Consider the following 24,923-nt stretch of genomic DNA (forward strand, 5'->3'; position numbering starts at 1 on the left):
TCGGGCCGCAGAGCCGCGCGGTTGCGCAGGCGACAGCGCGCCCTGGCGCGGGCGCATCGTATCGCCAGAAAATGCGCCGCATGGACATCGAAAAATTCCCCAGCGCGCTGATGCAGACCATCGGCTTCTCGCAAGTGCTGCACACCTCGTCAGACAAGGGCTCGGCACGCGTGCGCTTCGTCGCGCGGCCCGAGTTCGCGCACAGCAACGGCACCGTGGTGCAGGGCGGGCTGGTCACGGCGTGGCTCGACTGCGCCATGGCCTTCGCGGTGAATGCCAAGGACCCGACGGCCAGCCTCGCCAGCCTGGAGCTCAAGGTGTCGTTTCTCGACCGCGCCGAGGTGACCACCTTCGAGGCCGAGGCACGCATTCTTCGCTGGGGCCGCAGCGTGGTCTTCCTCGAGGCCGACCTGTTCGCGCCGGACGGCCGCCTGGTTGCGCGCGCTTCGTCCACGGGCAAGCTGGTCAGGGCGCCGGCCTGACACAGGCCTAAGACCGGCCTGGCACAGGCTGACAAGCGCGCTGGCGGCAGCGCTCAGTCGCACGGCTGGAAGCGCCGGCACTCCGCCACCAAGTGGATCGAGGCCACGGTGTTCTCGCCGTCCACGTGCCGAGAACTGAACTTGACCCACGCACCCTCGGCGATGCCCGTCATCAGCGCCGCGTCGAGCACCCTGAAGGTCTGCACGGTGAACGGCAGCTTCGACCTGGGCAGCAGCTTCAGCCGAACGTAGGCCTTGCCGTTCGGCTCCTGGTGGAAGGAACGCACCTGCGCACGCGTCAGCACTGCATGAGCTGGACCTGCCTGCGAAGCGGCTTCAGATGACGGGTCTTGTGCGACCGCGTTCGCGGCGGTGTTCGCGGCCGCCAGCAGTGCCATGCCGAAGCCAACGAGAACGATGCGAAGCAGCCTGGACAACATGCGTTAGGCTCCTCGAGTCAGGGCATCGGGTCGCGATCAAGCGACCTTCGGCTCCGGCAGGATCGACGTCAGCGCGAAGTCGATGAGATACAGCCACGTCGCCTCCAGCCCCATGATGCTGTGGTGGTCCGAGCCCGGAACGGTCTGCACGCTGATGGGCGTCGGCCACGCTTCGATGAGCCTGGCGGAGCGCTCGGGCAGCACCACGTCGTCGCGTTCGGCGAGCAGCACCTGCGTCTTCGCGGCCACCTCGCGGCTGTGTTCGAGCGAGTTGAACTGATGGCGCAACAGCAGCGACAGCGGCACCAGCGGAAAGCGCCGCTTCGCCACCTGCAGCATCGAGTCGTAGGGCGTCACCAGCTGCAGGCTTGCGAACTCCTGCCGCGCCACCAGCTGGATGGCCACGCCCGTTCCCAGGCTGCGGCCGACCACGTGCAGCCGCGCATGCGGGAAGGCGCGGCGCAGATGGTTGGCGAACTGCGCGGCGTCTTCGACCGAGGCGATTTCCGACGGCCGCCCCTGCGAGTCGGCCACGCCCCGGTAGTTGAGCGCGGCAAAGCCGAAGCCCTCCGGCAGCCAGTGCAGCATCTGCGCGGTGGCACGCACGTCTTCGCCGCGGCCCGCGAAGTAGATGAACAGGTCCTGCAGCGCATCTTCGCCCTGCGGGTGATACACGTAGCCGCGCACCATGCCGCCCGGCACCGTGTGCGAGTAGGTGGAGAAATCTTCGGACAGATGAACGACGGGCAACTTGCGCGCGTTGAACAGGATGTCGCCCTGGCGCGTGGCCAGCAGCGTCCAGTAGGCGGCAAGGCTGCCGATGGCGGCCGCCGAGGCCGACAGGGCGACACGAAAGACTTTGTTGGATGACAAGTGAGAAGCTCCCGGGAAAGACTGAAAGGTCGCCTGCAAGGCAGGCGGTTTCAGGGCCTAGTTTCGCCGCGTTGCAGCAACCCCGCGCATCGGCGGTGGAAAGCCGGGGCGCCGGCTATCCGCGATCGCTTCCCCACGCGTGGACCATCCGGGCAGCAGTTGCGCCTGTTCGTCGGTGGGCCACGGGTGCGGCGCGCACATCGACGACTCGATGGGCTCGGCGGTATGCACCGTTCGTGGGCTGCCCTGTTGCGCCGCGGCGTCGTGCAAGCAGCGGGCAGCGCGCAGGCCCGCGTCGCACTCATGCATCGCCGTGTCCGCCGCCCATGCTTTCGCTGTGTGTCCTGGCCACCTGGGCCCATGGCAGCCCGAGCTTTTCCGAAAGGAAGCGGGTCAGCCGGAGCACCTTGATGCGCGTGGTGTGCGCCAGCAGCTTGTCGAGCACGGGCAGGTGGAGGTTGTGCATGCGCTCCACGAGGTTGCGGCTGTCTTGCAGCGTCTTCGTCTTGCCGACATCCCTGAGGAGTTGCAGCAGTGCCCGCTCCGGCACGGAGACCACGACTTCCGGGCGCCCACCGGGCCAGGGCTGCAAATCGTCGTCGGAAGGCATTTGCGCATCGAACAGCGGCGTTGTTTGATACACGCTTTCAAGGCGATCCGTGAACCACGACGAGAGCAGCGCTCGCTGCTCATCCCATAGCGTGATGGTTTCGCGAACAGTGACGTTATGACGAATTCCGCGCCAAAGGAGCGCGGTCTTTCCGCCCACATGCAATCCCGGATGGCGGCGCATCAGCAAGGCAAGGCAAGGCAAGGCAAGGCAAGGCAAGGCATTTTTCTCGCTTCAGGGTGTCGCCGTGCAGCGTGTACGCGCCACGGCCCAGATGCGTCAGCCAACCGGCTTGCGCGAGCTGCGAGGCACGCAAAGCGCCCACGCCGTGTTCGTTCAGCCATTGCACGTCCAGCGTCTCTCCGCTGAGAACAACCGCCAGCATCGGCTTGAATGAAAATTTCTCGGCAGTGGTGCTCATGGACCAGCCATGGCGCAAATTTCATTCAACTTCCATTGGACATGTTGATGAAATCGCACAAGTTTATTTTTAAGATCAACTATTGATTGAACTTCATCCATATCGATGGTCAGGTTTGGCGCGCGGGCCGTTGTGGTTCAGCGCTTCTCCCGATGCGCCACGCCGTGCTCATCCGTCCACCGCCCCGACCACGTCAGCGGTTAGAGCTGGCCGCCAAAACCCCTCGGGCACGTAGCCCCCCACCACGCGGTAGTTGTCCGGCCAGCTCTCGTTCGTGTCGATCTTCACCGCGGTGCCGAACAGGTCGTCCCAAAACGCGAAATGCTTGGGGTAGCAGCCGTCCAGGCCCTCCGCGTCGCGGCTGTGGTGCCAGTGGTGGAAGTTGAGCGTCACGACCAGGTAAGGCAGCGGCCCCAGCCGCACCGACGTATCGGTGTGGTTGAACACCGCCTGCACGCGCGCGATGACGATGTACACGTTGATCTCGCTCTGCGAAAAGCCCAGCAGGACCGCGGGCGCGAGAATGACCACGGTCGACAGCACGGTCTCCACCCCGTGGGTGCAGCTGCCCTGCATGTGCTCGACGCTGTGGTGAATGGAATGCAGCCGCCAGCCGATGGCGGTCTGGTGATAGGAGCGGTGCAGCCGGTAGCGCGCGAGGTCGCTGATCAACATCAGCAGCAACAGCGCCCAGCCGAACGGCAGGTTACAAAGCCGGCCGCGCAGCGTGTCCTGCGCGACCGGGTGCACGACAGCAAACGTGCCGGTCGCGGCATAGAGAATGGCGTGGACCAGGACGAGCGCGAGCTCCAGGAGCAGGTAGCCGGCACGAAGTACATGAAGTCGGTTTGCCACGCGTTGCGAAGCACCGGCATGTCGGCGCGCGGCGGCCTGAGCTTCTCGATGGTGGTGTACAGCAGCGGGGTCGCCGGCAGGTCGAAGATGAACCAGTCGACGCCCAGGTAGGGCATCTTCGCGGGCAGCAGCGCCGCGCTCGCCGGCAGCCAGTCCTGCCCCGCGCCTTGCTCATGCCCAGTTGCGAGCCGAACACCGCCACAGCCAGCCGGCACAGCCCTCAGGCCGACAACCGCCGAACGCGGTTGAAGACGATGTTCGCCAGCGCGCCGCACCACACCATGGCCGCCAGCAGCACGCCGCGCATCACATCGAAACTCAAGACCTCGCGCACCTCGGCGTGCTGAGGAAGGCAGAAACTGGAACATCAGCATGGCCAGCATGCTGAAGTTGGCCAGCACCAGCGCAACCACGCCCTTGCCGCTGCGCAACGGGCCTTGCTACAGGGCCAGGTCGACGTCCTTGCGCGCTTCAAGCGCGAGGTCGTTCTTCATTCGGCCGACGGCGTCCGTGGATGAGGGCGTGCGTAGGGGTGCTGAAGATGATGTGGCGCGGGCATGCGTCGTCGGTCGTCGGGTGGCGACCGAGTATCGATGCGCCATGCCCGCTAGCGCCCCAGGTGCTTGTCGAAGAAACGCGCGATGTCGCCAAATGCTTCTCGCGTTTCCGGCGCATCAGGGTTGATGCCGTACTGCGCGTGCGATTGCCCTTCGTACACGTTCAGTTCAGCCTCGACGCCGGCGCGGCGCAGCTTGCGGTGTGTGCGCACGGTGTTCGACAGGAACAGGTCGCGAGTGCCGGTGGTCAGGATGGCCGGCGGAAAGCCCTTGAAGTCGCCGTAGATGGGCGAGAGCTGCGGGTCTTTCAGGTCGCGTCCGCCGGCGTAGAGCATCGCGGCACGGCCGAGCCAGCCGTCCCAGGTGACGAGGATGTTGTCAACCCACTCGTTGGTCTGGTACGTGTCGCCGATCTTGGCGATGTCGGACCACGGCGTGCCCGGCGCGATGGCCGCGGGCAGCGGCACGTTCTCGGCTTTGGCGCGCAGCACCAGCGCCAGCGTCATCGCGCCGCCGGTGGAGGTGCCGAACACACCCATGCCGCGCGCACGGTTGGTCTTGAGCAGTTCCTTCCACACCGCCATGGCGTCGTCCATGGCCGCGGGATACGGGTAGTCGGGCGGCATGCGGTAGTCGACCGACACCACCTTGTAGCCGCCGATGCTGGCAAGCAGCATGGCCTCTGGCAGCGCCGCCTCGCCGGGGCCGAACACATAGCCGCCGCCGTGCACGTGCATCAGCAGGCGCCGCTCGTTGCCCGGCGCGAACTTGTTGGGCGTGACGACGAACACGTTCACCCCGGCAATCTTCGTCGGCAGCACGCTCACGCCCAGCTTCTGCTTGAGCGCCGGAAGCGCGGCGATCACCGGTGCGGCGCGGCTGTTGACCAGCGCCTTCCACTCGGCGGCGTTCTTGGGCTCGGCGTTGAAGTGCGACGGATACGGCGCCCCGATCAGCGCCTGCATCTGCGGACTGACGTCGTTGGTCGGCGTGGGCAGCGTCTGTGCCGGCGAGCGCCGCGCACCGGGCTGCGCGTTGGCGGTGGCTTGCGCGGTGGCTTTGTCGGTGTAGGTCTGCGGCACCTGCGAACAGGCGGCGAGCACGGCGGTGGCCAGCAGCGCGGCGAAAGAGGCAATCCGGTGGTTCATCGTCTTTTCCTGAGTTGCGCCGTGATGCTCTCATTGGCGCGGCGCAGGAGGCCTCCGTTCAAACCCCACCTGCATGGGCGCAGTTGAAACAGCACCGCTACATCTTCTGGTCGGCCCGGGCCCGGATGCAGCGCGGTCTCGCAGCGAGCTTCAGGCCATCGCGCCCGCTACCTTCTTCTCGCAGTATGCGAGGAACTGGTTGATCTCCGCCGCCTTGTCGAACACCGCGTCCGCACCCAGGCGCAGGCACTCCGCACGGTTGCCGGCGGACGCCGCGTTGGTCAGCGCCACGACCACGCCCCTTACACGCGCCTTGCCCCTGCGCTTTCCGTTGACATCGCCGCTGCTGGCGTCTTCGACGCGCGCTCCGGCTAATGCCGCCAGCACGCCCAGCCCCGAGCCCTGCGCCAGGTTCAGGTCGACCACCAGCAGATGCCAGCCGCCGTCATTAGCACGCAGCCACGCGACCGCTTCGGCCTCCGAGGGCGCCGCGCCCATCACCTCGGCGCGCAGGTAGCCCTCGATGACGACCTTCAGGCTGTCCTGGATCAGCGGTTCGTCCTCGACGATGTAGACGGCAAGTTTCATGGCAGCCACGCTCGGGCTTGCGCGCGCGCGGGGGTGTAGGCAAAGGGCGCGTCCGGGTGCTGACGCCGCCGCTTTCGGTGGCATTCAGCGAAATCTCGGCGCAGTTCCGACCGCATCAACCGGCCTGGGCCACGCCACAATGTCGGCTCTTCGAGCCCGCCGCCCCACGCCCTGGCCTCCCTGCCCTCCTGCCGTCCTCGCCCCGTGTTGTCCATTCGCACCCCCACCCTGTCGGCCCGCCTCCTGCTGGTTGCCTCCGCGGCGCTGCTGCCGCTGGCCGTTGTCTGCGGCTTCGCGCTGCACGGGCTGCTGCAGGGGCAGCGCCAGCAGACGCAGACCTCCACGCTCGGCGTGGCGCGCGCGCTGGCCACGGCGGTGGACAGCGAACTGCGCCTCACCGTGGCCGCGCTGCAGGCGCTGGCGCTGACGGAGCCGCTGGGCGCGCCGGAATCCTCGGGCCTGGTCGACGCGCTGCTGCTGTCGAAGGCGCTGCGCGCCTCGCACCCGGAGTGGCGCGGCGTGCTGCTGGTGGCGCCCAACGGCAAGGTCATCTTCAGCACCGAGGGCGCCGTCACCGGCACGGGCGAGAACGTGGTCGAGGCCGCGAGCCTGGCCCAGGTGGTGCACAACGGGCAGCCCGCGGTCGGCCCGCTCACGCCCGGGCCGCGGGGCAACCCGGCCTTCGCGGTGCGCGTGCCGGTGGTGCGCAACGGCGAGGTGCGCTACGTGCTCACGGCCATCGTGCGGCCCGAGGCCATTCACGCGGTGCTGATGCGCCAGCGCGTGCCCGAGGGCTGGGCCGCCTCGGTGTTCGACTCCAACGACCTGCGCGTGGCGCGCTCGCGCGAAGACGCGCGCTTTCGGGGCCAGGCGCCCAGCGATTCGCTGAAGGCGCTGCTCGGCTCGCGCCGCGACCGCCAGGAGTTCGTCGGAAGCACGCGCAACGTGGACGGCGCGCACGTGCAGACGGCCGTGTCGCGGCTGGACTTCGCGCCGTGGACGGTGGCGCTGGGCGCCCCCACGGCGGTCGCCGAAGACGCGATGCGCCGCACGCTCATCGCCTACGGCAGCGGCCTCTTGTTCTCGCTGCTGCTGGGCGCCCTGGCCGCCTGGTGGATGTCGCGCGCTATCACGCGGCCGATGGCGCGGCTGCGCCAGAACGCCGACGCGCTTGGCCTGGGCCAGCCGGTGAGCGACGTGCGCTCGGGCATCGCCGAGGTCGACGCCGTGGGCAACGCGCTGACCTCGGCCGCCACCCAGCGCCAGCGGCACGAGGTGGAACGCGAGCGCCTGCTCGGGGCCGAGCGCGACGCCCGCACTTCGGCACAGGGCGCGCAACGGCGGCTGGAGCGCCTGGTGAGCGCCAGCGCCGCGCTGTCGCGCTCGCTCGAGGAAGACTCCACGCTGCACGCCATTGCCGAGGTGATCGTGCCCGAGGTGGCCGACCTGTGCCGCATCGACCTGCTCGACGAGCACGACGTGCTGCAGCGCAAGCTCACGCACCACGCCGACCCCGTGCGCGGCGCGCAGATCGCGGCCATGGTGGGCACGCGCGAAGCGCCGGCCGACGTGCCCGGCTTTTTTCCGTGGGCGATCGCCACCGGCCAGGCCTTTCTGCATAACCTCGACGAGCCCGGCCTGCTCGACAACGCGCACCCGCAGCTGCGCGACTTCGTGCAGGGGCTGGGCATTACCGCGGGCTGCGTGGTGCCGCTGGTGGCGCGCGGCCGCACCATCGGCGCCATGGCCATCCTGCAGGACCGCTCGAAGCGCCGCTTCGGGCCGGAGGACGGCGCGCTCATCGGCGAGCTGGCGCAGCGCGCGGCGCTGGCGCTGGACAACGTGCGCCTTCTGGCCCGCGCGCGCCAGGCCCAGGCGCAGGCCGAGGTGGCCAGCAAGGCCAAGGACGAGTTCCTGGCCATGCTGGGCCACGAGTTGCGCAACCCGCTGGCCCCCATTTCGCTAGCGCTCACACTCATCGAGCGGCGCGACCCGGCGGCGTTTCCGCGCGAGCGCCAGATCATCGAACGTCAGGTCAAGCACTTGTCGCGGCTGGTGGACGACCTGCTCGACATCTCGCGCATCGTGTCCGGAAAGATCGTGCTGCGGCCCGAGCACGTCGACCTGCGCGACACGGTGGCCAAGGCGCTGGAGCTCACTCTGCCCGCCCTGCAGGCGCGCGGCCAGATGCCGCACGTGCTGCTACCCGACGCGCCGGTGAGCGTGCAGGGCGACCCGTTGCGGCTCGCGCAGATCGTGGGCAACCTACTGAACAACGCCGCCAAGTTCACTCAGCCCGACGAGCGGATCGACATCGCGCTGCGCACGCACGACGGCCAGGCCGAGCTGACCGTGGCCGACGCCGGCATCGGTATTGCCCCCGCGCTGCTGTCGCAGGTGTTCGAGCGTTTCGTGCAAGGCGAGCAGCAGTTGCAGCGCGCCGCGGGCGGGCTCGGGCTGGGTTTGGCCATTGCGCACAGCCTGACGCGACTGCACGGCGGCACCATCGAGGCGTACTCCGCCGGGCCCGGGCAGGGCAGCACCTTCACTGTGCGGCTGCCGCTGGCGCGCGCCGAGGCCGCATTGCCGCTGCTTACAGCCAGCGCCAGTGCCGACACGCGTCCGCGGCTGCGCCTGCTGCTGGTCGACGACAACCGCGACGCGCTGGTGGTGCTGGCCGACTGGTTCACGCTGGAAGGCCACGAGGTGAGTACCGCCGACAGTGCGGAGCGTGCACTGGAGCTGTTGCAAACGCAGTCGGCGCCCTTCGACGCGGGCATCTTCGACGTGGGCCTGCCCGGCATGAGCGGGCACGACCTGGCACGGCGCTTGCGCGCGGATGCGCGATGGCAAGGCATGGTGCTGCTCGCGCTGACGGGCTACGGCCAGGAGTCAGACCGCGACAAGGCGCGCTCGGCGGGCTTTGACGCGCACTTTGCAAAGCCGCCGGATCTGCAGCGGATCCAGGATGCGCTTTTTCGGCGTTGACCGTCACGCATACAAGAGAAGAGGCAAACCCTGCAAAAAGGAGCCTCCGCGGAATCCCGAGATCGATTTCGGGTTCGGCGCTAAGAGGTCGAGTGACGACGGCACGGCGCCGCTGCGAACACGGTGGCGCCGAGTGGACGGCCAGCGCAGTCTCTTGCTGACTGATCTCGGGCGGCCTGGGCAAAAGCATGAGTGCCGTCCGAAGACAAAGGCAGTCGACCACTGTGCGCAATGTCGAGCACTGGGCCGTGGACATTGGAACGATACACACTGCAGTCCGTCAGTGCGGGCGTCGCCATGGTCTTGGGCTGCGGGCATGACACGCCTGTGCTGGCGATGCCGAGCTGGGGCGTTGTCGATTCGTGATGCTACGACGGAGCTTGCAATACGGACGCGGGCGCCTTCGTTGGCTCCGCGAAGGGCGGGGGAGGGCTTGCCTGTGAGCCCTGACGCTACCACCTCGTTCTCGCGTTCAAGGCCCTGCGCGCGCTGCGCGTGCTCGGCGCGTGCCGCGCGCCTGCGGCGGCCTGGAGCGCTGCGCTGCGAGGCGGTGGCGGGGTCTCGCAGGCAATCCCGCCTGTGCCACCCACAGGAGTTCGTCATGAACACATCCACTTCCTCCGTTTCCGTCTCCTCTCTGTCTACCTTAAGCGTGCGCGAGCGCAGCGTGCTCGCGGCGCTGCGGCCGTTCCTGGGCGCCGATGCCGAGGGGCTGTACGAGGCCCAGGGCCGTTCGCTGCACAAGCTGGTGTGCTTCGCGCGCGATTCATCGCTGCCGGGATGTGTCCAGCTGATGAGCGGGCTGCGCCTGGCGCGGGAGCTCCTGGCCGAGGAACTGCGCCCGGGCGAGGCATTTCGCTCGACGTACGCCGTCTCCGACTACCTGAAGCTGCACTTCGCGGGCCAGACGCATGAGAGCTTCGCGGTGCTGTTCCTGGACGCGCATCTCACGCTGCTGGCCTTCGAGGACCTGTTCCGCGGCACGCTCACGCACACGAGCATCTATCCGCGCGAGGTGCTCAAGCGCGCGCTGCAGCACAACGCGGCGGCCGTGATCCTGGCGCACAACCATCCGTCGGGGGACGTGGAGCCGTCGGCGGCCGACCGGGCGCTGACCGATGAGCTGAAGCACGCGCTGGCGCACATCGACGTGCGGGTGCTGGACCACTTCGTGGTCGCGGGCAACCGCGCGGTGTCGATGGCCGAGCGCGGCCTCGTCTAGCGAGGCCCGGGGGCGCGGGTGCGCCCCCTTTTTCTTCTCTCGTCTTCTTGTCTTCTCGTGTTCTTTCATCGGGGCACGGGCCTGGCGCTCTCGGCGCCTTCTTGCTCACGCATGGCTCCGATTGCGCTTCCCATGTGCTGCAGGGTCGCTGACTCGCGCGCTCCGCGGGTGCTTGTCATGAGCCGCTGCGCGGCTGGCGCTTGGAGACACAAAGGACGCAGAACTTGGTGTGCGCGGCGTTGCCGCGGACGATGTGAACGGCTGCGCCGTCAGAAGTGCACCCCGGTCATGGACGGCGCGGGCGTGGCGGCGTCGGCGGCGGCGGCGGCGGCGGTGACGCGTGGTGTCCGGTTGTCTGCTGTCGGCCCGCCTCTGGATCGACGCATGGCGCGGGTCGCTCCCGGCTCCAGGGTGAAGGCTTCGCCCTCGTCCTCGCCCGGTCCTCGCGGTGCTCGGCTGCGGCCTGCGGGCGCGCCCTGGACCCGCTCGCTGGCCCCTTGCCCGGTCTGCGTCGAGGCGGCTCCGACAGCAGATTTCCTTCCACCACCACCGCGGCGTGACGCCGCAGAAAGGCTTCGCCATGACCTCCAACGCAACTTCCCACTCCTCGCATCGCGCTGCGCGCGACGCTCGTGGCGAGACTGCCACGGGCGTTCCCCCCGTACCCCCCGAGGACCCTCCCACTGCAGAGTCTCTGGATGCGGGAGCAGCCCCGCGTTCGCGCGGGCGCATCGATGTGCGCCAGGCGATCACCGAGCGGATCGTCGCGATGCTCGAGCAGGGGGGCCATGTGTTCCGTGCGCGCTGGGTCGCGGCGGCGTCGCGCGGGTTCCCGCGCAACCTGCACACGGGCCAGCCGTACCGGGGTGCCAATGTGCTGGTGCTGTGGGACGAGGCCCTCACGCAGGGCTACGCCACGCACCTCTGGATGACTTACCGGCAGGCTGCGGCGCTCGGCGGTCAGGTGCGCCGGGGCGAGCATGGCGTCATGTGCGCGCACTTTGAGCGCGTGGCGCGCGGCCGCAGCGGTGAAGACGCACCCGGGGGCGGTGGCGACGGTCTCGATGACGGTCAAGGCACTCGCGATGATGGCAGCCGGAGCGGCGTCGGTGGTCCTGGCGCGGCGCGCACAGGCTTTTTGCGTTGCCGGCCGTTCTGGCTTTTCAACCTGGCACAGGTCGACGGGCTGCCGCACGCTGTTGTGGCGGCGGCCGCGGAGGCTGCCGTGTCCGGGCCTGATCACAGTGGTGTCGGCGCTGGCGAGCCGCGCGGCGCCGTGGAGTGCGCCATGCGCCTGGCGGCCGGCTGCGATGCCGTGGTGCGCCACGGCTTCGAAGGCGCCATGTACGTGCCGGCGCTTGACGAGATCCGGCTGCCCTGGCCCAAGCGCTTCGTCGATGGCGAGAACTACTGCGCCACGCTGCTGCACGAGCTCGTGCACTGGACCGGGCACCCGTCACGCTTGCACCGCGCCTTCGGCGCGCGCTTTGGCGACGCGGCCTACGCCTTCGAGGAACTTGTGGCCGAACTCGGCGCGGCGTTCCTCATGGGGCACTGCGGTCTGGTCGAGGCCACCGTCGAGGGGCATGCCGCCTACCTCGAGGCATGGCTTGAGGTGCTGCGGCGCGACCGTACCGCGATCTTCACGGCGGCGCGCCATGCCGGGGACGCCTTCGACTGGATCCTGGCGCGCGCGCTGCCGGAGCTCGGCGAGGGATGAGCATTGCCGAGCGCGATGATCCGCACTCCACGCGGTCGCCGTTTGAAGAATGGACGGTGGAGGGAGATGGGTATGGGCAGTCGCGGGGACCATTGACACACCGGCCCGGGAAACGGCGTGCCCGGCGGGGGACTCGCCGCCGACGAGCGAGAAGTCAAGTTGAGACGATAAGCAGGACGCACACAGGAGACAGGTAAGACGCGCGGCGGACACAGTTTGGACGCGATTGCAGGCCGTCGGACGCGAAAGGAACACAGTTGGAGGACACTTTGGATGCATGTGCCGGCCTTCGGCCGGTCGATCTCACGCTCTCGGGCGGTCCTGCGGCCCGCCCGATGAAGGAACGCTGCTTTCCCTGGAGAGCGCCGAGGGGAAGTCTGCCGTCGGGCCAGCCCAACGGCAGACCTTCAGCGTGCGCCCACCCCCGCCCAGGGTCGATACACCATACGCACCTACAAGATGTCGGCAAACCCGCATGAATACTAGGAAGTTGTGTGTTACCTAACTTTTGCCTGTATCAAAACCATGCCACAAGGCCGCGTCGATGCTAGGCAGAGCGGTGTTACTGTGTGATGACGCGTTGATTCGGGTGGGACAGAGGGGAGTTAGCTGTCCCGTATACGCACCAATCAAGCATAGTGACATCTCAATGTCTAGGTCGCGGAGCCTGCAGCACTTTCTTCAGACCGTATGAGACGCCTGCTTTGAAGAACTGTGAGTCGCCTTCGCTCAGTCCAGCAATATGCTCGCATTAGCGGCAAAAAACGCGACCGGTCTTACGGGCAAGAAGTCTATGTCGCATGCGGTCTTCGTGTTAAGTGGTTTCTAGGAGCGTAACCAGGTTTGGCATAACGGTCTTGACCAAGCGGCGCGTTATTGCTTTGAGTCGCACAGGTCTTGAGGCATTCGCGAGCGGAAAGACTAGCGGCGCGTCGTGCGCGAACTGGGCGCCCGACTTTTACGAGGAAACATTGCGCTTTCGGGTTGTAAACGCGACCCAAAATCTTGTAGCCTCAGGGCATTTAAAAGAGGCACCAGATCATTTGCGTGTGAGGCTAGCGGCATTTGATTGGCGAGGGTCTAGCTTGGCCAACCATATGTGTTCAATGCGCGCCAAGCGTGGCGGCTTCAAGAGCCGCTCGCTGATCTGACATTTTAGAAAACGCATCGACCACGAACTCGCAACGCTCGCCGAGCCATCGACCACGATGAGCGTGCGGTCTAGAATGAGAGTAATTCTCATTGTCTCGACCCTCGTTTTCATGTCCTCCCCCGCTGCTGCAGCCCCGATCGACGCGCTTTACCGCGAGCATCGCGACTGGGTGCAAGGCTGGCTGCGGCGCCGGCTGGGCGACGGCCACACGGCCGCGGACCTGACGCAGGACACCTTCGTGCGCGTCATCGTGGGCGGCCAGACGCAGGCCATCCGCGAGCCGCGCGCCTACCTGACCACGCTGGCGCAGCGCGTGCTCTACAACTTCTGGCGCCGCCGCGAACTGGAGCGCGCCTGGCTCGATGCGCTCGCGGCCCAGCCCGAAGAACTGGCGCCGTCGCCCGAGGCCTATGCGCTGGTGCGCGAAGCCATCGAAACGCTGGACCGCTGGCTCGACGGCCTGCCGCCCAAGGTGCGCGAGGCCTTCCTGCTGCGCCAGCTCGAAGGGCTGGCGCACGGCGAGATCGCGGCGCGCATGGGCGTGTCGATCACCTCGGTGGAGCGCTACGTCAAGCAGGCCATCGTGCACCTGTACACCTGCCCGGCGCAGGCCGATGCCTGAGGTGCCGGCGCGCGCCACGCCGCCGTTGCTCGACGCCGTGACCGAGCAGGCCATCGACTGGCTGGTGCGGCTCGACTCGGGGCACGGCAGCGACAGCGACCGCCGTGCCTTCGCCCACTGGCTCGCCGCCGCCCCCGCGCACGCCGCCGCGTGGGCCACGCTGCAACAGCGGCTCGACCAGCGCATCGCGCCTGCGCTGAACCAGCTGCAAACCGGCGGCCACGCGCCCACCGGCGTGCGCGCCCTGAGCACGCCGCCACTCGACCACCGCACCCGCCGCCGCGCCCTGCTGGGCGGTGCCACGGTGGCGCTGCTGGGCGCCGCGGGCGGCAGCGCGCTGTGGGCCGACCGGCGCGCGCCGCTGATGGCGTGGTCGGCCGACCTGCACACCGGCACGGCCGAGCGCAGGCGCTTCGTGCTGGACGACGGCAGCGACCTGCTGCTGGACGCGCGCTCGGCCGCCGACCTGCACTTCAGCCCCACGCAGCGCCTGGTGCGGCTGCGCGCGGGCGCGCTCATCGTGCAGGTCGCTTCCGAAGCGCAGCGGCCTTTCGTGGTGCAGAGCGCGCAGGGCAGCGTGCGCGCGCTGGGCACGCGCTTCATGGTGCGGCAGGACGAGGGACGCACGCTGGTGTCGGTGCTGGAACACAGCGTGCGGCTGATGCCGATGCGGGAAGACGTTCGCATGGCTCCCACCGACCTGGCCGAAGGCCGCAGCGCATGGCTGCAGGCCGACCGCGTGGAGCCCTTGGGCGCCACGCGCGCCGACCCGAGCGCCTGGTCCACCGGCGTGCTCGAGGTGCACGACCAGCCGCTGGCCGACGTGCTCGACGCGCTGCGCCCGTACACGCCCGCCATCCTGCGCGCCAGCCCCGAGGCCGCGCGCGTCGGCGTCTACGGCGTCTATCCGCTGGACCGCCCTATGGAGGTGCTGCAGGCGCTGGTCGACACGCTGCCGCTGCGCGTGCGCCGCTGGGGCGACTGGGTGGTGTACGTGGACGTGGACGTGCGCGGCAGCTGAAAACGCCTCGGTACTGCGTCGGCACCACATCGACAGCGACGGCCTGACGGGTTTGCGACCCCTCGCGGGACATACAGGGTTGAACGCACCGATCAACCGCACCGATTCGAGGATGTCCGACGTGACACTGCCCCTTCTTCCGTCCGCCAAGCGCCTGCCCCGACGCCCGTTCCAACGCCCGCCAGTGCCCCTGCACCAAGCCACCTTCACGCTAGCCGCCCTGCTCGCTTGCAGCACCGCGCCGTTCGCGCAGACCCTGCCCGCTTCACCCGATTCACGCACGGCGGTCGACGGCGCCATGGCGTGGAACCTGCCGGCCGACGACCTGGGCGTCGTGCTCGCGCGCATCGCCCGCCAGGGCGGGCGCAGCATCAGCGCCGCCCCCGCCCTGGTGGCCGGGCGCCGCGCCCACGCCGTGCAGGGCCGCTTCACCGTGGCGCAGGCCGCGCAGCAGGCGCTCGCGGGCAGCGGGCTGGCATTGGCGCAGACGCCGGGCGGCACGCTGACCGTGGTCGCCACCGCAGCGGCAGCCCCGTCTTCCTCATCGGACGCGGGCTCGACGCTGGCCGAAGTGCGCGTCATCGCGGACGCCGACCGCAGTGGCACCACCGAAGGCACGGGCAGCTACGCCGGGCGCGGCCCCAGCGTCGCGGCCACCGGGCTCAACCTGAGCCTGAAGGACACGCCGCAGTCCATCAGCGTGATGACGCAACAGCGCATCGAGGACGAGAACCTCACCAGCATCAACCAGGTGCTGGCGCGCACGCCGGGCATCTCGACCTCGGTGCTGGGCACCGAGCGCTCGGCCGCCAGCGCGCGCGGCTACGCCATCACCAACTACCAGCTCGACGGCGTCAGCACCCACACCGAGTTCCTCGGGCTGGACGCCCTGCCCTCGCAAAGCATCGCCGACATGGCGCTGTACGACCGCGTCGAGGTGCTGCGCGGCGCCTCGGGCCTGACCACGGGCGCGGGGGACCCCTCCGGCATCATCAACATGGTGCGCAAGAAGCCCACCGCCGCCTTCCAGGGCTCGGTCGAAGCCAGCGTCGGTTCGTGGGGCGATCGCCGCGCAGTGCTCGACCTGTCAAGCCCGCTGAACGCATCGGGCAGCGTGCGCGGGCGCATGGTCGCGCTGTACCAGCAGGGTGACAGCTACATCGACAACTACAGCAAGAAGAAGGACGTGCTCTACGGCGTGGTCGAGGCCGACCTGACTTCATCGCTGAAGCTCACCGCCGGCATCGACCGCCAGGAGAACCGCTCGCGCGGATCGCTGTCGTACCTGGGCTACCCGCTGTTCAACAGCAGCGGCGAGCAGGCCGACTTTCCCGTGTCCTTCAGCGGCGCCGGGCGCAACAACCGCTTCAACACCAATTCCACCAGCGGCTTTCTCACGCTGGAACAGTCGTTCGCCAACGACTGGAAGCTCAAGCTCTCGGCCAACTACCTGCGCTCCAAACAGCGCGAAGACTCCACCTACCTGGCGGTCAACAGCAGCCTGTTCGACAAGTTCACCGGCGACGGCCTGCGCCTGAACAGCGAGCGCCGCGACTACGACCTGCACAACAAGACCGTCGACCTGAAGCTGGGCGGTCCGTTCACACTGTTCGGGCGCCAGCACGAGGCGCTGATCGGCATCGACTACACCGACTTCCGCAGCCTGACAAACGGCAGCTTCGACATCACGGGCATCAATGGTGCGGCCGTCAACGTGTACAGCTGGAACCGGGCCGACACCCCCGTGTTCGGCGAGCGCTTCGTCACGTTCGACAGCACGCGCCGCCAGAAGAGCATCTACGGCGCGGGCCGCTTCCAGCTGAGCGACCAGCTCAAGCTCATCTTGGGCGGCAAGCTGCTGGACTACGACAGCGACTACATCACCGACACCACTGCCGGCTACCACACGACCTCGCCGTCGTCCGAGCGAGGCAAGTTCACGCCCTATGCCGGCCTGGTGTACGAGCTGAACCCCACCCACACGCTCTACGCGAGCTTTGCCACCATCTATAACCCGCAGAGCGCGCTCGACCGCAACGGCAACCTGCTGGCCGCGCAGGAGGGCAACACCTACGAAGCCGGCGTGAAGAGCAGCTTTCTCGACGGCCGCGTGACCAGCAGCGCCGCCGTCTACCAGATCCGCCAGGACAACATTTCAGAACCGGACGAGGGCTACTTCATTCCCGGCACCGCCGCCACCGCCTCGCGCGCCGTGAAGGGCGCGAAAACGCAGGGCATCGACCTGGAGCTCACCGGCGCGCTCACCCGCGACTGGAACCTGACGGCCTCGTACAACTACAGCGCTTCGAAGGACGCGACCGGCCAGCGCATCAACACCACCTTCCCGCGCCAGATGGGCCGCTTGTGGACCACCTACCGGTTGCCCGGCGAGTGGCGCCGGGTGACGCTGGGCGGCGGCGTGGAGTGGAACGGAGGCATCAGCTACACGGGCAATGCCTGGCAGATCGACCGCACCGTCACCGCGCAACAAGGCGCCTACGCCGTGGCCAGCCTGATGGCCCGCTACGACGTCAACGACAAGCTGTCGCTGACGCTCAATGTGCAGAACCTGTTCGACCGCAAGTACATCGCCTCGATGTCGGGCTGGTGGTACTCGGGCACGTACGGGGCGCCGCGCAGCGCGCAGGTGATTGCGCGGTACAAGTTCTGAGGGGAGGCGGGGCGCATTGCGCCGCCTGCCGCCTCAATGCTCAATGTCCGGATCCTGCATCCACGCGGGGATGTCACGCTGACTGTGCAGAACACGCCATACATCGATGCGGTCAGGTTGCTCGACGTAGAACACAAGAAACGGAAAGCGCGTCAGCGGCCACGAGCGCAGCCCTGGCAAGCTGAGCTCATGCGCATGGCGGGTGGCACCAGTGCCCGGGTGTCGACCAATGTGCGTATACGCCCTTTCGAGCTCGTCGATCAACCCAAGCGCGGCGTGTTCCGCGTTCTCGCCCAGGTAGTAGTCAATGGCCTCTTCGACATCCCGATTTGCCTGTTCACGCGGGACGACCGGCTTGGCCCTCATGCGCTCTTGCGTGGCTTGCTGGCCTCGGCGCGCGACTTCGGAGCGACCTTCTTGCCCGCCTTGCCGACCCTGTCGCGCAGCGATTGAAAGTAGGTGGGATCTGCCGTCGCTGCTGACGGTGATGCAGCGCCCTGCAAGAGCAGTTCGCGCAACTGCAGGCGGTCCTGGTCCTTGCGAATCAATTCACGCACGTACTCACTGCTGGTGCCGAATCCGCGTTGCGCCACTTGCTCGTCCACGAAGGACTTCATTGAGTCGGGCAGGGAAACGTTCATGGTGCTCATGAGCGGCAGAGTACGGGTTTTGGCAAAATTTGGCAAGAATATTGGTTTTGCAACGGGCCTCAATCCAGCGTCGCACCCGACTGCTTCACCAGCTGCTGGTGCTTCGCCAGTTCAGCCTTGAAAAATGCCGGCGCCAGGTCGGGCCCCGTGTCCAGGAGCGTGAGCCCCTGCGCCGCGAAGGCTGTCTGCGCTTCCGGCGAGGCGAGCGCGGCCTTCGCTGCCGCGTAGTCGCTGTCGACCACGGCCTTCGGCAGCCCGCCAGGGCCGATCAGCGCAATCCACGCGTCGAAGCTGTACTTCGGCACGCCGGCCTCGGCCACCGTCGGCACGTCGGGCAGCGCCGCCGAACGCGTCGATGTCGACACGGCCAGCGCGCGCAAGGTGCCCGCCTTCACCTGCGGGCCGACCTGCGAGATGGAAACGAAGCCCAGTTGCACCTGCCCGCCGATCATGTCGGTGATGAGCGGGCCGGTGCCGCGGTAGGGCACGTGCTTCATGTCGATGCCGGTCTCGCTGATGAGCAGTTCACCCGCCAGGTGCAGGGTGCTGCCGTTGCCGGCGGAGCCGTAGTTGAGCTTGCCGGGGTTGGCCTTGGCGTAGGCCAGCAAGCCCTTCACGTCGCGCACCGGCAGCGCCGGGTTCACCACCAGCACCAGCGGCACGGTGGCCAGCACGGCGATGGGCGTGATGTCCTTCAGGGTGTCGTACGGCATGGTCTTGTAGATGCCGGGGTTGATCACGTGGTTCGACGAGATCATGCCGAGCGTGAGCCCGTCCTTCGGCGCCTTCACGATCTGGGCGGTGCCCGGAATGCCGCCGGCGCCCACGAGGTTCTCGACCACCACCGGGTGGCCCGTGGCCTTTCCGAAGGCCGGCGCGATGGCGCGCGCGACGGCGTCCACGGTGGAGCCCGCGGCCAGCGGCACGACCATGCGAAGCGGCTTGTCTTGCGTGTCTTTCTCGGCATGGGCCGCGTTGATGCAACAGGCGAGCAGCGCCGCTAGCGCGGCGCGGCGGGACATCGGGGGGTTCATGGGCTTGTCTCCTTGTTGTTGATCTGTGCGCTCAGGCGTGGCGTTGCTGCAGCGTCTCGAACGACACGAGCTCGCCGGCGATGGCGCTGGCCGCCACTGTCGGCGGGCTCGCGAGCCACACCTGGCCCGGCCCGCCGCGGCCGGGAAAGTTGCGGTTGATGGCGCTCACGCTGACCTGCTCCGGCGCCGTGGAGCCGCCGGGCCCGCAGTTGCCGCAGGCGCCGCACGAGGGCTGCAGCATGCGCGCGCCGACTTTCTCGAAGGCGTCCATGTAGCCCTGGGCAGTGCAGTGGTCGCGCACGGCGGTGGTGCCGAACTGCAGAAAGAGCTGTACGTGGGGCGCCACCTTCAGGCCGCGGTCGGCGGCCCAGCGCAGCACCTCGTGGTAATGCGCGAAGTCTTCTCGCTTGCCGGCGGTGCACGAGCCGCCGTAGGCGATGTCGATGCGCACGGGGGCCTCCATCTGCGCCTGCAACTGCGCCAGGGGCAGGCCGTTGCCGGGGTCGCCCGGGCGCGCCACCATCGACGGCACGCGCGCGCAATTGACGCGCAGGGTGTGGGCGTAGTCGGCGCCTTCGTCGCTGTGCATCCACGGCGCGAGCACCACGTCGATGCCGCGGCGCTCGCGCAGGAAGCGCACGGTTTCCGCATCGGGCGCGACGATGCCGGTGAAGCCGCCGAGCTCGGCCGTCATGTTGGTGAGCGTGGCGCGCTCGTCGGTGCCCAGCGCCGCGACGGCCTCCCCGCAGAACTCGAACACCTTGCCCACGCCGCCACCGCCGCGGATGAACGGCTGCGCGAGCAGGTGCAGCACGATGTCCTTGGCCGTGACGCCCGCCGGCACGCGGCCCTCGAGCACGACGCGCAGCGACTGCGGCACCGTGAGCCGCACGGCGCCGGTGACGAACGCGTTGGCCATGTCGGTGGTGCCGACGCCGAAGGCCACGCAGCCGAGGGCACCGCTGTGCGGCGTGTGCGAATCGGTGCCGACGACGAGATGGCCGGGCAATGCGTAGTGCTCGGACACCATCGCATGCGAGATGCCCGCCACGTTGCGCTCGCCGTCGTTGGCCACGTCTAACTCCGCCTCGGCCTCTGTCAGCGTGCGGTGCGAGCGCAACGCGTAGGCGGCCGCGAAGTCGCGCTGCGCCTCGACCATGCGGTGCACGTTGGGCACCAGCCCGGCACGCACGTGCGCGGGGCTTTCCTCGACATAGGAGGTGTGGTCTTCGAACACGATGACCGAGGCCGGATCGTGCAACGCGAGCGGCCGGCCAAAGGTGGCGTGCAGCATGTGCGCGGCCATGCCGGTGTAGTACTCGTGAATGAAGCGCCAGTCGGCGCGCACGAAGGCGCCGTCGCCGGGCGCGGGGTGCGCCTCGGTCAGCTCGGTGGCCAGAGCATGGCGGGCCACGATCTTTTCGAACAGGGTGCGAGGGCGTTCTGCCGGTGCACCGGGCCGGCCCGCCTCATCATGCCGCCCCGCTTCATCGGGCACGGCCGTGATGTCACGCATGAACCGCTGGCCGAAGCGAAGCAGCCCGCCGCTTCGCAGGATGGCCGCGGCCAGCGCGTCGCGGCCGGCCACCAGCTCGTCGAGCGTGATCGCCTCGCGGGCCTGGATGCGTTCGACCAGCCCGAAGTCGGTCGAGGTGAACAGGCCGATGTTGTCGGCGTTCTGCCGGTAGATGCGCTCGAAGCTCTCGGCAATCACCAGCCGCACGCCGGCCCACTTCTCCGCCGCCGGGCTGTGCTCGCGCGACGACCCCTTGCCGTAGCGCGTGCCGGCCACCACCACTTCCACGCCGTGGGTGCGGATCGCGTCGATGCCGATGGGCGTCGCGTCGCCCGCCCTGAAGCCGGTGTACGGATAGCGACCGAGCTTGTCGTCGTAGTGCGTGAGGATGGGCAGCGGCGTGATCTCGTCGGTCGAGATGTCGTCGCGCAAGGGGCGCGCCTCGGCGAGCGGAACGCGCTCGCCGCGCAGGCTGCGCATTACCGTGTCGGGCGACCGGCTCAGGAAGAGAACGGCCGGTGCGAACAGCACGGCTGACGGACTTGAGTCGCTGGCTTGCAAGGTGGCTGGCATGCCCCATCTTCACGGGCAGGCCGCTGCACGAAAAGCGCCGATGCGGCAGACGGGCTCTCGCAAAATGCGAGATCGGGTCTTACCCTTGCAGCCGCTCGATCAGCGCCGCGACCGCGCGCGGCCGCGGCGTCTTGCGCAGCGCGAACATGCGCAGCTCGCGCTGGGCCCACGGTTCGTCGAGCGGGCGCCGCACGAAGCGCGGGTTGCCCGCGTAGGCCGCGGCGGCGCTCTGCGGAATCACGGCGATGCCCATGCCCGCCTCGACCATGCGGCAGACCGCGTCGAAGCTGCTGACCGACACGGTGGGCGCGAAAGGCTTGCGCAGCGCCTCGGCGCGTTCGTACAGCGACCGATCGAGGGCGCCGCCCTGGTGCACGCCGATCAGCGGATGTTCGAGCGCCTGCGCGAAGCGCATCGCCCGCTTCGCGGCCAGCGCATGGCCGGCCGGCAGCACCACCTGCAGCGGGTCGGTGGCGAAGTGCCACGACTCCAGCCCCGCGGGCAACGGCATGTGCGCACCTGCGCCCACACCGACGCCTACATCGGCGCGGTCGTCGAGGCAGGCCCGGATCACGTCGCGCGTGTCCTGCTCCTGCAACGACACCTGCACCTCGGGGCATGCGGCCATGAACGCGCGCAGCCGCTCCGGCAGGAAGCCGATGACGGCGGACATGTTGGCGCAGAGCCGCACCGTGCCGCGCACCTCGTCGCCTTCGGTCCGCACTTCGCGCACCAGGGCCTGCAGGTCTTCGTCGATCTTCTCGCCGCGCGCCAGCACCAGGCGGCCCGCGTCGGTCAGCACGACGCCGCGCGGGGAGCGAATGAGCAGCGGCGTGCCGAAGGCATGCTCCAGGTCGGCCAAGCGCCTGCTGAGCGCGGAGGGCGCGATGTGCTCATGCTCGGCGGCACGCACGATGGAGCCCGCCCGTGCGGCGGAAACGAACAAGCGAACACTGTAGGGGTCGACGCGGCGGGCCAAGATGGGCTTTGGGAGTGAGGCCGCCATTGTCGGCCCCATGCTGCGTTCGCGGTCGCCGTCGCTGCGCATCAAAGCGCTGCGGAGTCCTCGTCGCTCGCCGCGCGGGCTTCGCTCTCGGTCATCTGCACCTCGCTCGCGAGCAGCGGCTTGCCGATGGGCGCCGCCGCCGTGCCGGCCCGCACGGCCGCCATGTCGGCCTCGTTCGGGTACTGCCCCGCGATCCAGTAGTCGAACACGCGCCGCACGATGGGCGCCGCGTGCGCCGCGCCGAAGCCCGCGTTCTCCACGATGGCCGCGACCGCGATAGACGGGTTCTCGGCCGGCGCGAAAGCCATGTACAGGGCGTGGTCGCGCTGGCGGGCGTCCAGCGCCTTGCCGCTGGCGCGCGCCTTCGGGCTCAGGCCTACGGCCTGCGCGGTGCCGGTCTTGCCGGCCGAGGTGTAGGCCGCGCCCGCGAACACGCGCGTGCCGGTGCCGCCCTGCGTGACCGCGACCATGGCGTTGCGCACCACGTCGACGTGCTTCCTCGCATAGCCCAGGTCCTGCGGCGGCGGCTGCACCTGCCGCACCACGCGGTCGCTCACCGTGTCCTTGATGGCCCGCACCAGGTGCGGCTGGTAGCGCACGCCCGCGTTGGCCAGCGTGGCGTTGGCCGAGGCAAGCTGCAGCATGGTGAAGCTGTTATAGCCCTGGCCGATGCCCAGCGAGATGGTTTCGCCCGCGTGCCACTGCTTCATGTCGGCGCGGCGGTAAGCATTGCGCTTCCACGTGGTGCTGGGCAGCACGCCGCGCACCTCGCCCTTCAGGTCGATGCCGGTGAACTGCCCGAAGCCCAGCGGGGCCATGAAGTCGTGGATCAGGTCCACGCCCATCTCGGTGGCCAGCGAATAGAAGTAGGTGTTGCTCGAGAACTGGATGGCGCGGTGCATGTCCACGCCGCCCAGCCCGCCGCGGTGGCTAAGAAAGGTGCGCCCGCCGAAGTTGTAGTAGCCCGGGTCGTTCTCCACGGTGGTGGCGGCGCGCTTGCCGGTCTGCAGCGCGGCCATCGCCATGAAGGGCTTGTAGGTGGAGCCCGGCGGGTAGGTGCCGCGCAGCGCGCGGTTCAGCAGCGGGTTGTCGGGCGACTCGGTCAGCGCCTTCCAGCTCTCGGTGTCGATGCCTTCGACGAACAGGTTGGGGTCGAAGGTGGGCTTGCTCACGAAGGCCAGCACCTCGCCGGTCTTCGGGTCGATGGCCACGAGCGCGCCGCGCCGCTCGCCGAACATGTCTTCCACCAGCCTCTGCAGCTTGATGTCCAGCGACAGCATCACGGTGTTGCCGGGCGTGGCCGCGTGGCGCGCAAGGCGGCGCACGGCGCGCCCGCCGGCCGATGTTTCCATCTGCTCGGCGCCGGTCTGGCCGTGCAGCACCTGCTCGTAGCTCTGCTCCACGCCCAGCTTGCCGATGTGGTCGGTGCCGCGGTAGTTGGCGCGCTCTTCTTCGTCCCAGTCTTCCATCGCGGTCTTCTCGCGCTGGTTGATGCGGCCGATGTAGCCGATCACGTGCGAGGCCACCTCGCCGTGCGGGTAGGTGCGCAGCAGCCGCGCCTTGATCTCCACGCCCGGAAAGCGATAGCGCTGCGCCGCGAAGCGCGCGACCTCCCCGTCGCTCAGGCGCGTGCGGATGGGCACGGAGTCGAAGCTGCGCGAGTCTTCGCGCAGCCGCTGGAAGCGGCGCCGGTCGCCGGGCGTCACGTTCACCAGCGTGGCGAGTTCGTCGACGGTGGCGGCAATGTCGCCGGCCTTCGACGGCGTGATCTCAAGTGTGTACGCGGCGTAGTTGGACGCCAGCACCACACCGTTGCGGTCGACGATGAGCCCGCGGTTGGGCACGATCGGCACGATGGCGGTGCGATTGCTTTCGGCGCGGTCGGCCAGCTCGTCGTAGCGCACCACCTGCAGGTGGACCAGGCGCGCGCCGATCAGGCCGAAGCCGAAGAGCACCACCCCGCCGATGACCAGCAGGCGGCGGCGAAAGCGCGAGAGCTCGGCGCCGGTGTCGCGAATTTCATCTTTCATCGGAAGAACAAATACCTTTCGCTCACATCACGCGAATGCCGAGCTCGCTGACCAGCGTGGCGGCCTGGTCGGAGGAAATGATCGCGCCCTTGAAGAACTGCGCCACGTGCGCAATGCGCAGGCCGCCGAGGTCGACCGAGCGCAGGTCGGCGCCGTCGAAGCGTGCGTTCTTCAGGTTGGCGTCGCGCAGGCTGCCGCCTTCGAACACGGCGTCGCGAAAGTCGCAGCCGCCGAGGTCGGCGTCGGAGAAGTCGAGCCGCTCCAGCGTCTGCTTGCGAAACGACATGCCGCGCAGGTCGGCACCGGACAGCAGCGAATCGTGAAAGCCGATGCCGAGCACCTGCGCTTCGTGAAAGTGCGCACCGGTGAGCTTCACCTCGGTGAAGAGCGTGGCCGACAGCTTGGCGCGGTGCCAGCCGGTGTTGTTCAGGTCGCAGGCCATGAAGCGTGCGTCGGTGAGGTCGGCCATCTCGAAGTCGGCCTGGCGCGTGCGGCACGACATCCAGCGGCTGTCGGCCAACTGGGTCTTGCGGAACACGGCCTCGGCGAAGCTGCACTCGACGAACTTCGCGCGGCGCAGGTCGAGGCCGGACAGGTCGGTGCCGTCGAAGTCGCACTGCTCGAAATGCAGCGCGGCGGGTGCGTCGGCGAGCAGGCGCTTCAGTCGGTCGCGGTCGATGGTTTCGCCGGCGAGGGTGGGGGCGGTGGAAGCGTCGGTCATGGAGGAAGCGGGAAAGAGGGAT

General features: G+C 68.6%; 21 protein-coding genes. 7 read left to right on the forward strand and 14 right to left on the reverse strand.

Annotated features, from left to right (window positions below):
* Positions 1–80: 80 nt before the first annotated feature.
* Entirely contained in the window at positions 81–482 is a 402-nt protein-coding gene (locus QTI51_RS13080; RefSeq protein WP_165840346.1) for a PaaI family thioesterase, read from the forward strand.
* Between the two features lie 53 nt (positions 483–535).
* Here QTI51_RS13080 and QTI51_RS13085 read toward each other — a convergent pair whose 3' ends face one another.
* The 7 genes from QTI51_RS13085 to QTI51_RS13115 all read right to left on the reverse strand — a co-directional run bounded on the left by QTI51_RS13085 (position 536) and on the right by QTI51_RS13115 (position 5,974).
* Complete coding sequence (locus QTI51_RS13085) at positions 536–922, reverse strand: hypothetical protein (protein ID WP_286514021.1); 387 nt, start codon at positions 920–922, stop codon at positions 536–538.
* Positions 923–958: 36 nt separating this feature from the next.
* Positions 959–1,795, reverse strand: a complete 837-nt coding sequence (locus QTI51_RS13090) for an alpha/beta hydrolase (protein ID WP_286514023.1) — start codon at positions 1,793–1,795, stop codon at positions 959–961.
* Positions 1,796–2,096: 301 nt separating this feature from the next.
* Complete coding sequence (locus QTI51_RS13095; RefSeq protein ID WP_286547624.1) at positions 2,097–2,588, reverse strand: type IV toxin-antitoxin system AbiEi family antitoxin domain-containing protein; 492 nt, start codon at positions 2,586–2,588, stop codon at positions 2,097–2,099.
* Entirely contained in the window at positions 2,521–2,826 is a 306-nt protein-coding gene (locus QTI51_RS13100; RefSeq protein WP_286514029.1) for an AbiEi antitoxin N-terminal domain-containing protein, read from the reverse strand. The genes QTI51_RS13095 and QTI51_RS13100 overlap by 68 nt, the downstream gene beginning before the upstream one ends.
* A 168-nt stretch (positions 2,827–2,994) precedes the next feature.
* On the reverse strand, positions 2,995–3,681 hold the full coding sequence (locus QTI51_RS13105) for a sterol desaturase family protein (protein ID WP_286514031.1): 687 nt from the start codon (positions 3,679–3,681) through the stop codon (positions 2,995–2,997).
* Between the two features lie 607 nt (positions 3,682–4,288).
* Positions 4,289–5,386: an alpha/beta hydrolase gene (locus QTI51_RS13110; protein ID WP_116910014.1), complete on the reverse strand. Its 1,098-nt coding sequence runs from the start codon at positions 5,384–5,386 to the stop codon at positions 4,289–4,291.
* Between the two features lie 150 nt (positions 5,387–5,536).
* Entirely contained in the window at positions 5,537–5,974 is a 438-nt protein-coding gene (locus QTI51_RS13115; RefSeq protein WP_286514035.1) for a response regulator, read from the reverse strand.
* A 204-nt stretch (positions 5,975–6,178) separates the two neighbouring features.
* On the opposite strand from QTI51_RS13115, the gene QTI51_RS13120 reads away from it, so the two are divergent.
* From QTI51_RS13120 to QTI51_RS13145, 6 genes are all read left to right on the forward strand, one after another.
* A complete protein-coding gene (locus QTI51_RS13120) occupies positions 6,179–8,962 on the forward strand; it encodes a hybrid sensor histidine kinase/response regulator (RefSeq protein ID WP_286514037.1) in 2,784 nt (927 codons plus the stop codon).
* Between the two features lie 601 nt (positions 8,963–9,563).
* On the forward strand, positions 9,564–10,184 hold the full coding sequence (locus QTI51_RS13125) for a JAB domain-containing protein (protein ID WP_353506522.1): 621 nt from the start codon (positions 9,564–9,566) through the stop codon (positions 10,182–10,184).
* Positions 10,185–10,764: 580 nt separating this feature from the next.
* Positions 10,765–11,904, forward strand: a complete 1,140-nt coding sequence (locus QTI51_RS13130; RefSeq protein ID WP_286514040.1) for an ArdC family protein — start codon at positions 10,765–10,767, stop codon at positions 11,902–11,904.
* A gap of 1,262 nt (positions 11,905–13,166) precedes the next feature.
* Complete coding sequence (locus QTI51_RS13135; protein WP_116910010.1) at positions 13,167–13,679, forward strand: sigma-70 family RNA polymerase sigma factor; 513 nt, start codon at positions 13,167–13,169, stop codon at positions 13,677–13,679.
* Positions 13,672–14,700 (forward strand): FecR family protein, encoded by a 1,029-nt coding sequence (locus tag QTI51_RS13140; protein ID WP_116910009.1) that lies wholly within the window; start codon positions 13,672–13,674, stop codon positions 14,698–14,700. Before QTI51_RS13135 ends, QTI51_RS13140 begins: the two co-directional genes overlap by 8 nt.
* Before the next feature lie 184 nt (positions 14,701–14,884).
* A complete protein-coding gene (locus tag QTI51_RS13145; RefSeq protein WP_286514048.1) occupies positions 14,885–17,371 on the forward strand; it encodes a TonB-dependent siderophore receptor in 2,487 nt (828 codons plus the stop codon).
* Between the two features lie 33 nt (positions 17,372–17,404).
* On the opposite strand, the gene QTI51_RS13150 is transcribed toward QTI51_RS13145, so the two are convergent.
* The 7 genes from QTI51_RS13150 to QTI51_RS13180 form a co-directional block, all read right to left on the reverse strand.
* Positions 17,405–17,737, reverse strand: a complete 333-nt coding sequence (locus tag QTI51_RS13150) for a type II toxin-antitoxin system RelE/ParE family toxin (protein WP_116910008.1) — start codon at positions 17,735–17,737, stop codon at positions 17,405–17,407.
* Positions 17,734–18,021 carry a type II toxin-antitoxin system ParD family antitoxin gene (locus QTI51_RS13155; protein WP_116910007.1) on the reverse strand — a complete coding sequence of 96 codons (288 nt, stop codon included), beginning with the start codon at positions 18,019–18,021 and terminating at the stop codon, positions 17,734–17,736. The genes QTI51_RS13150 and QTI51_RS13155 overlap by 4 nt, the downstream gene beginning before the upstream one ends.
* Before the next feature lie 59 nt (positions 18,022–18,080).
* Positions 18,081–19,055, reverse strand: a complete 975-nt coding sequence (locus tag QTI51_RS13160) for a tripartite tricarboxylate transporter substrate binding protein (RefSeq protein WP_286514052.1) — start codon at positions 19,053–19,055, stop codon at positions 18,081–18,083.
* A gap of 31 nt (positions 19,056–19,086) precedes the next feature.
* On the reverse strand, positions 19,087–21,144 hold the full coding sequence (locus QTI51_RS13165) for an aconitase family protein (RefSeq protein WP_116910005.1): 2,058 nt from the start codon (positions 21,142–21,144) through the stop codon (positions 19,087–19,089).
* Positions 21,145–21,223: 79 nt separating this feature from the next.
* On the reverse strand, positions 21,224–22,150 hold the full coding sequence (locus tag QTI51_RS13170) for a LysR substrate-binding domain-containing protein (RefSeq protein WP_207786701.1): 927 nt from the start codon (positions 22,148–22,150) through the stop codon (positions 21,224–21,226).
* Positions 22,151–22,191: 41 nt separating this feature from the next.
* Positions 22,192–24,180 carry a penicillin-binding protein 2 gene (mrdA, locus tag QTI51_RS13175; protein WP_116910004.1) on the reverse strand — a complete coding sequence of 663 codons (1,989 nt, stop codon included), beginning with the start codon at positions 24,178–24,180 and terminating at the stop codon, positions 22,192–22,194.
* A 22-nt stretch (positions 24,181–24,202) separates the two neighbouring features.
* Positions 24,203–24,901: a pentapeptide repeat-containing protein gene (locus QTI51_RS13180; protein WP_116910003.1), complete on the reverse strand. Its 699-nt coding sequence runs from the start codon at positions 24,899–24,901 to the stop codon at positions 24,203–24,205.
* Between the last annotated feature and the right edge of the window lie 22 nt (positions 24,902–24,923).

Origin of the sequence: Variovorax sp. J22G73 (genome assembly GCF_030317035.1) — a bacterium.
GTDB lineage: Bacteria > Pseudomonadota > Gammaproteobacteria > Burkholderiales > Burkholderiaceae_C > Variovorax.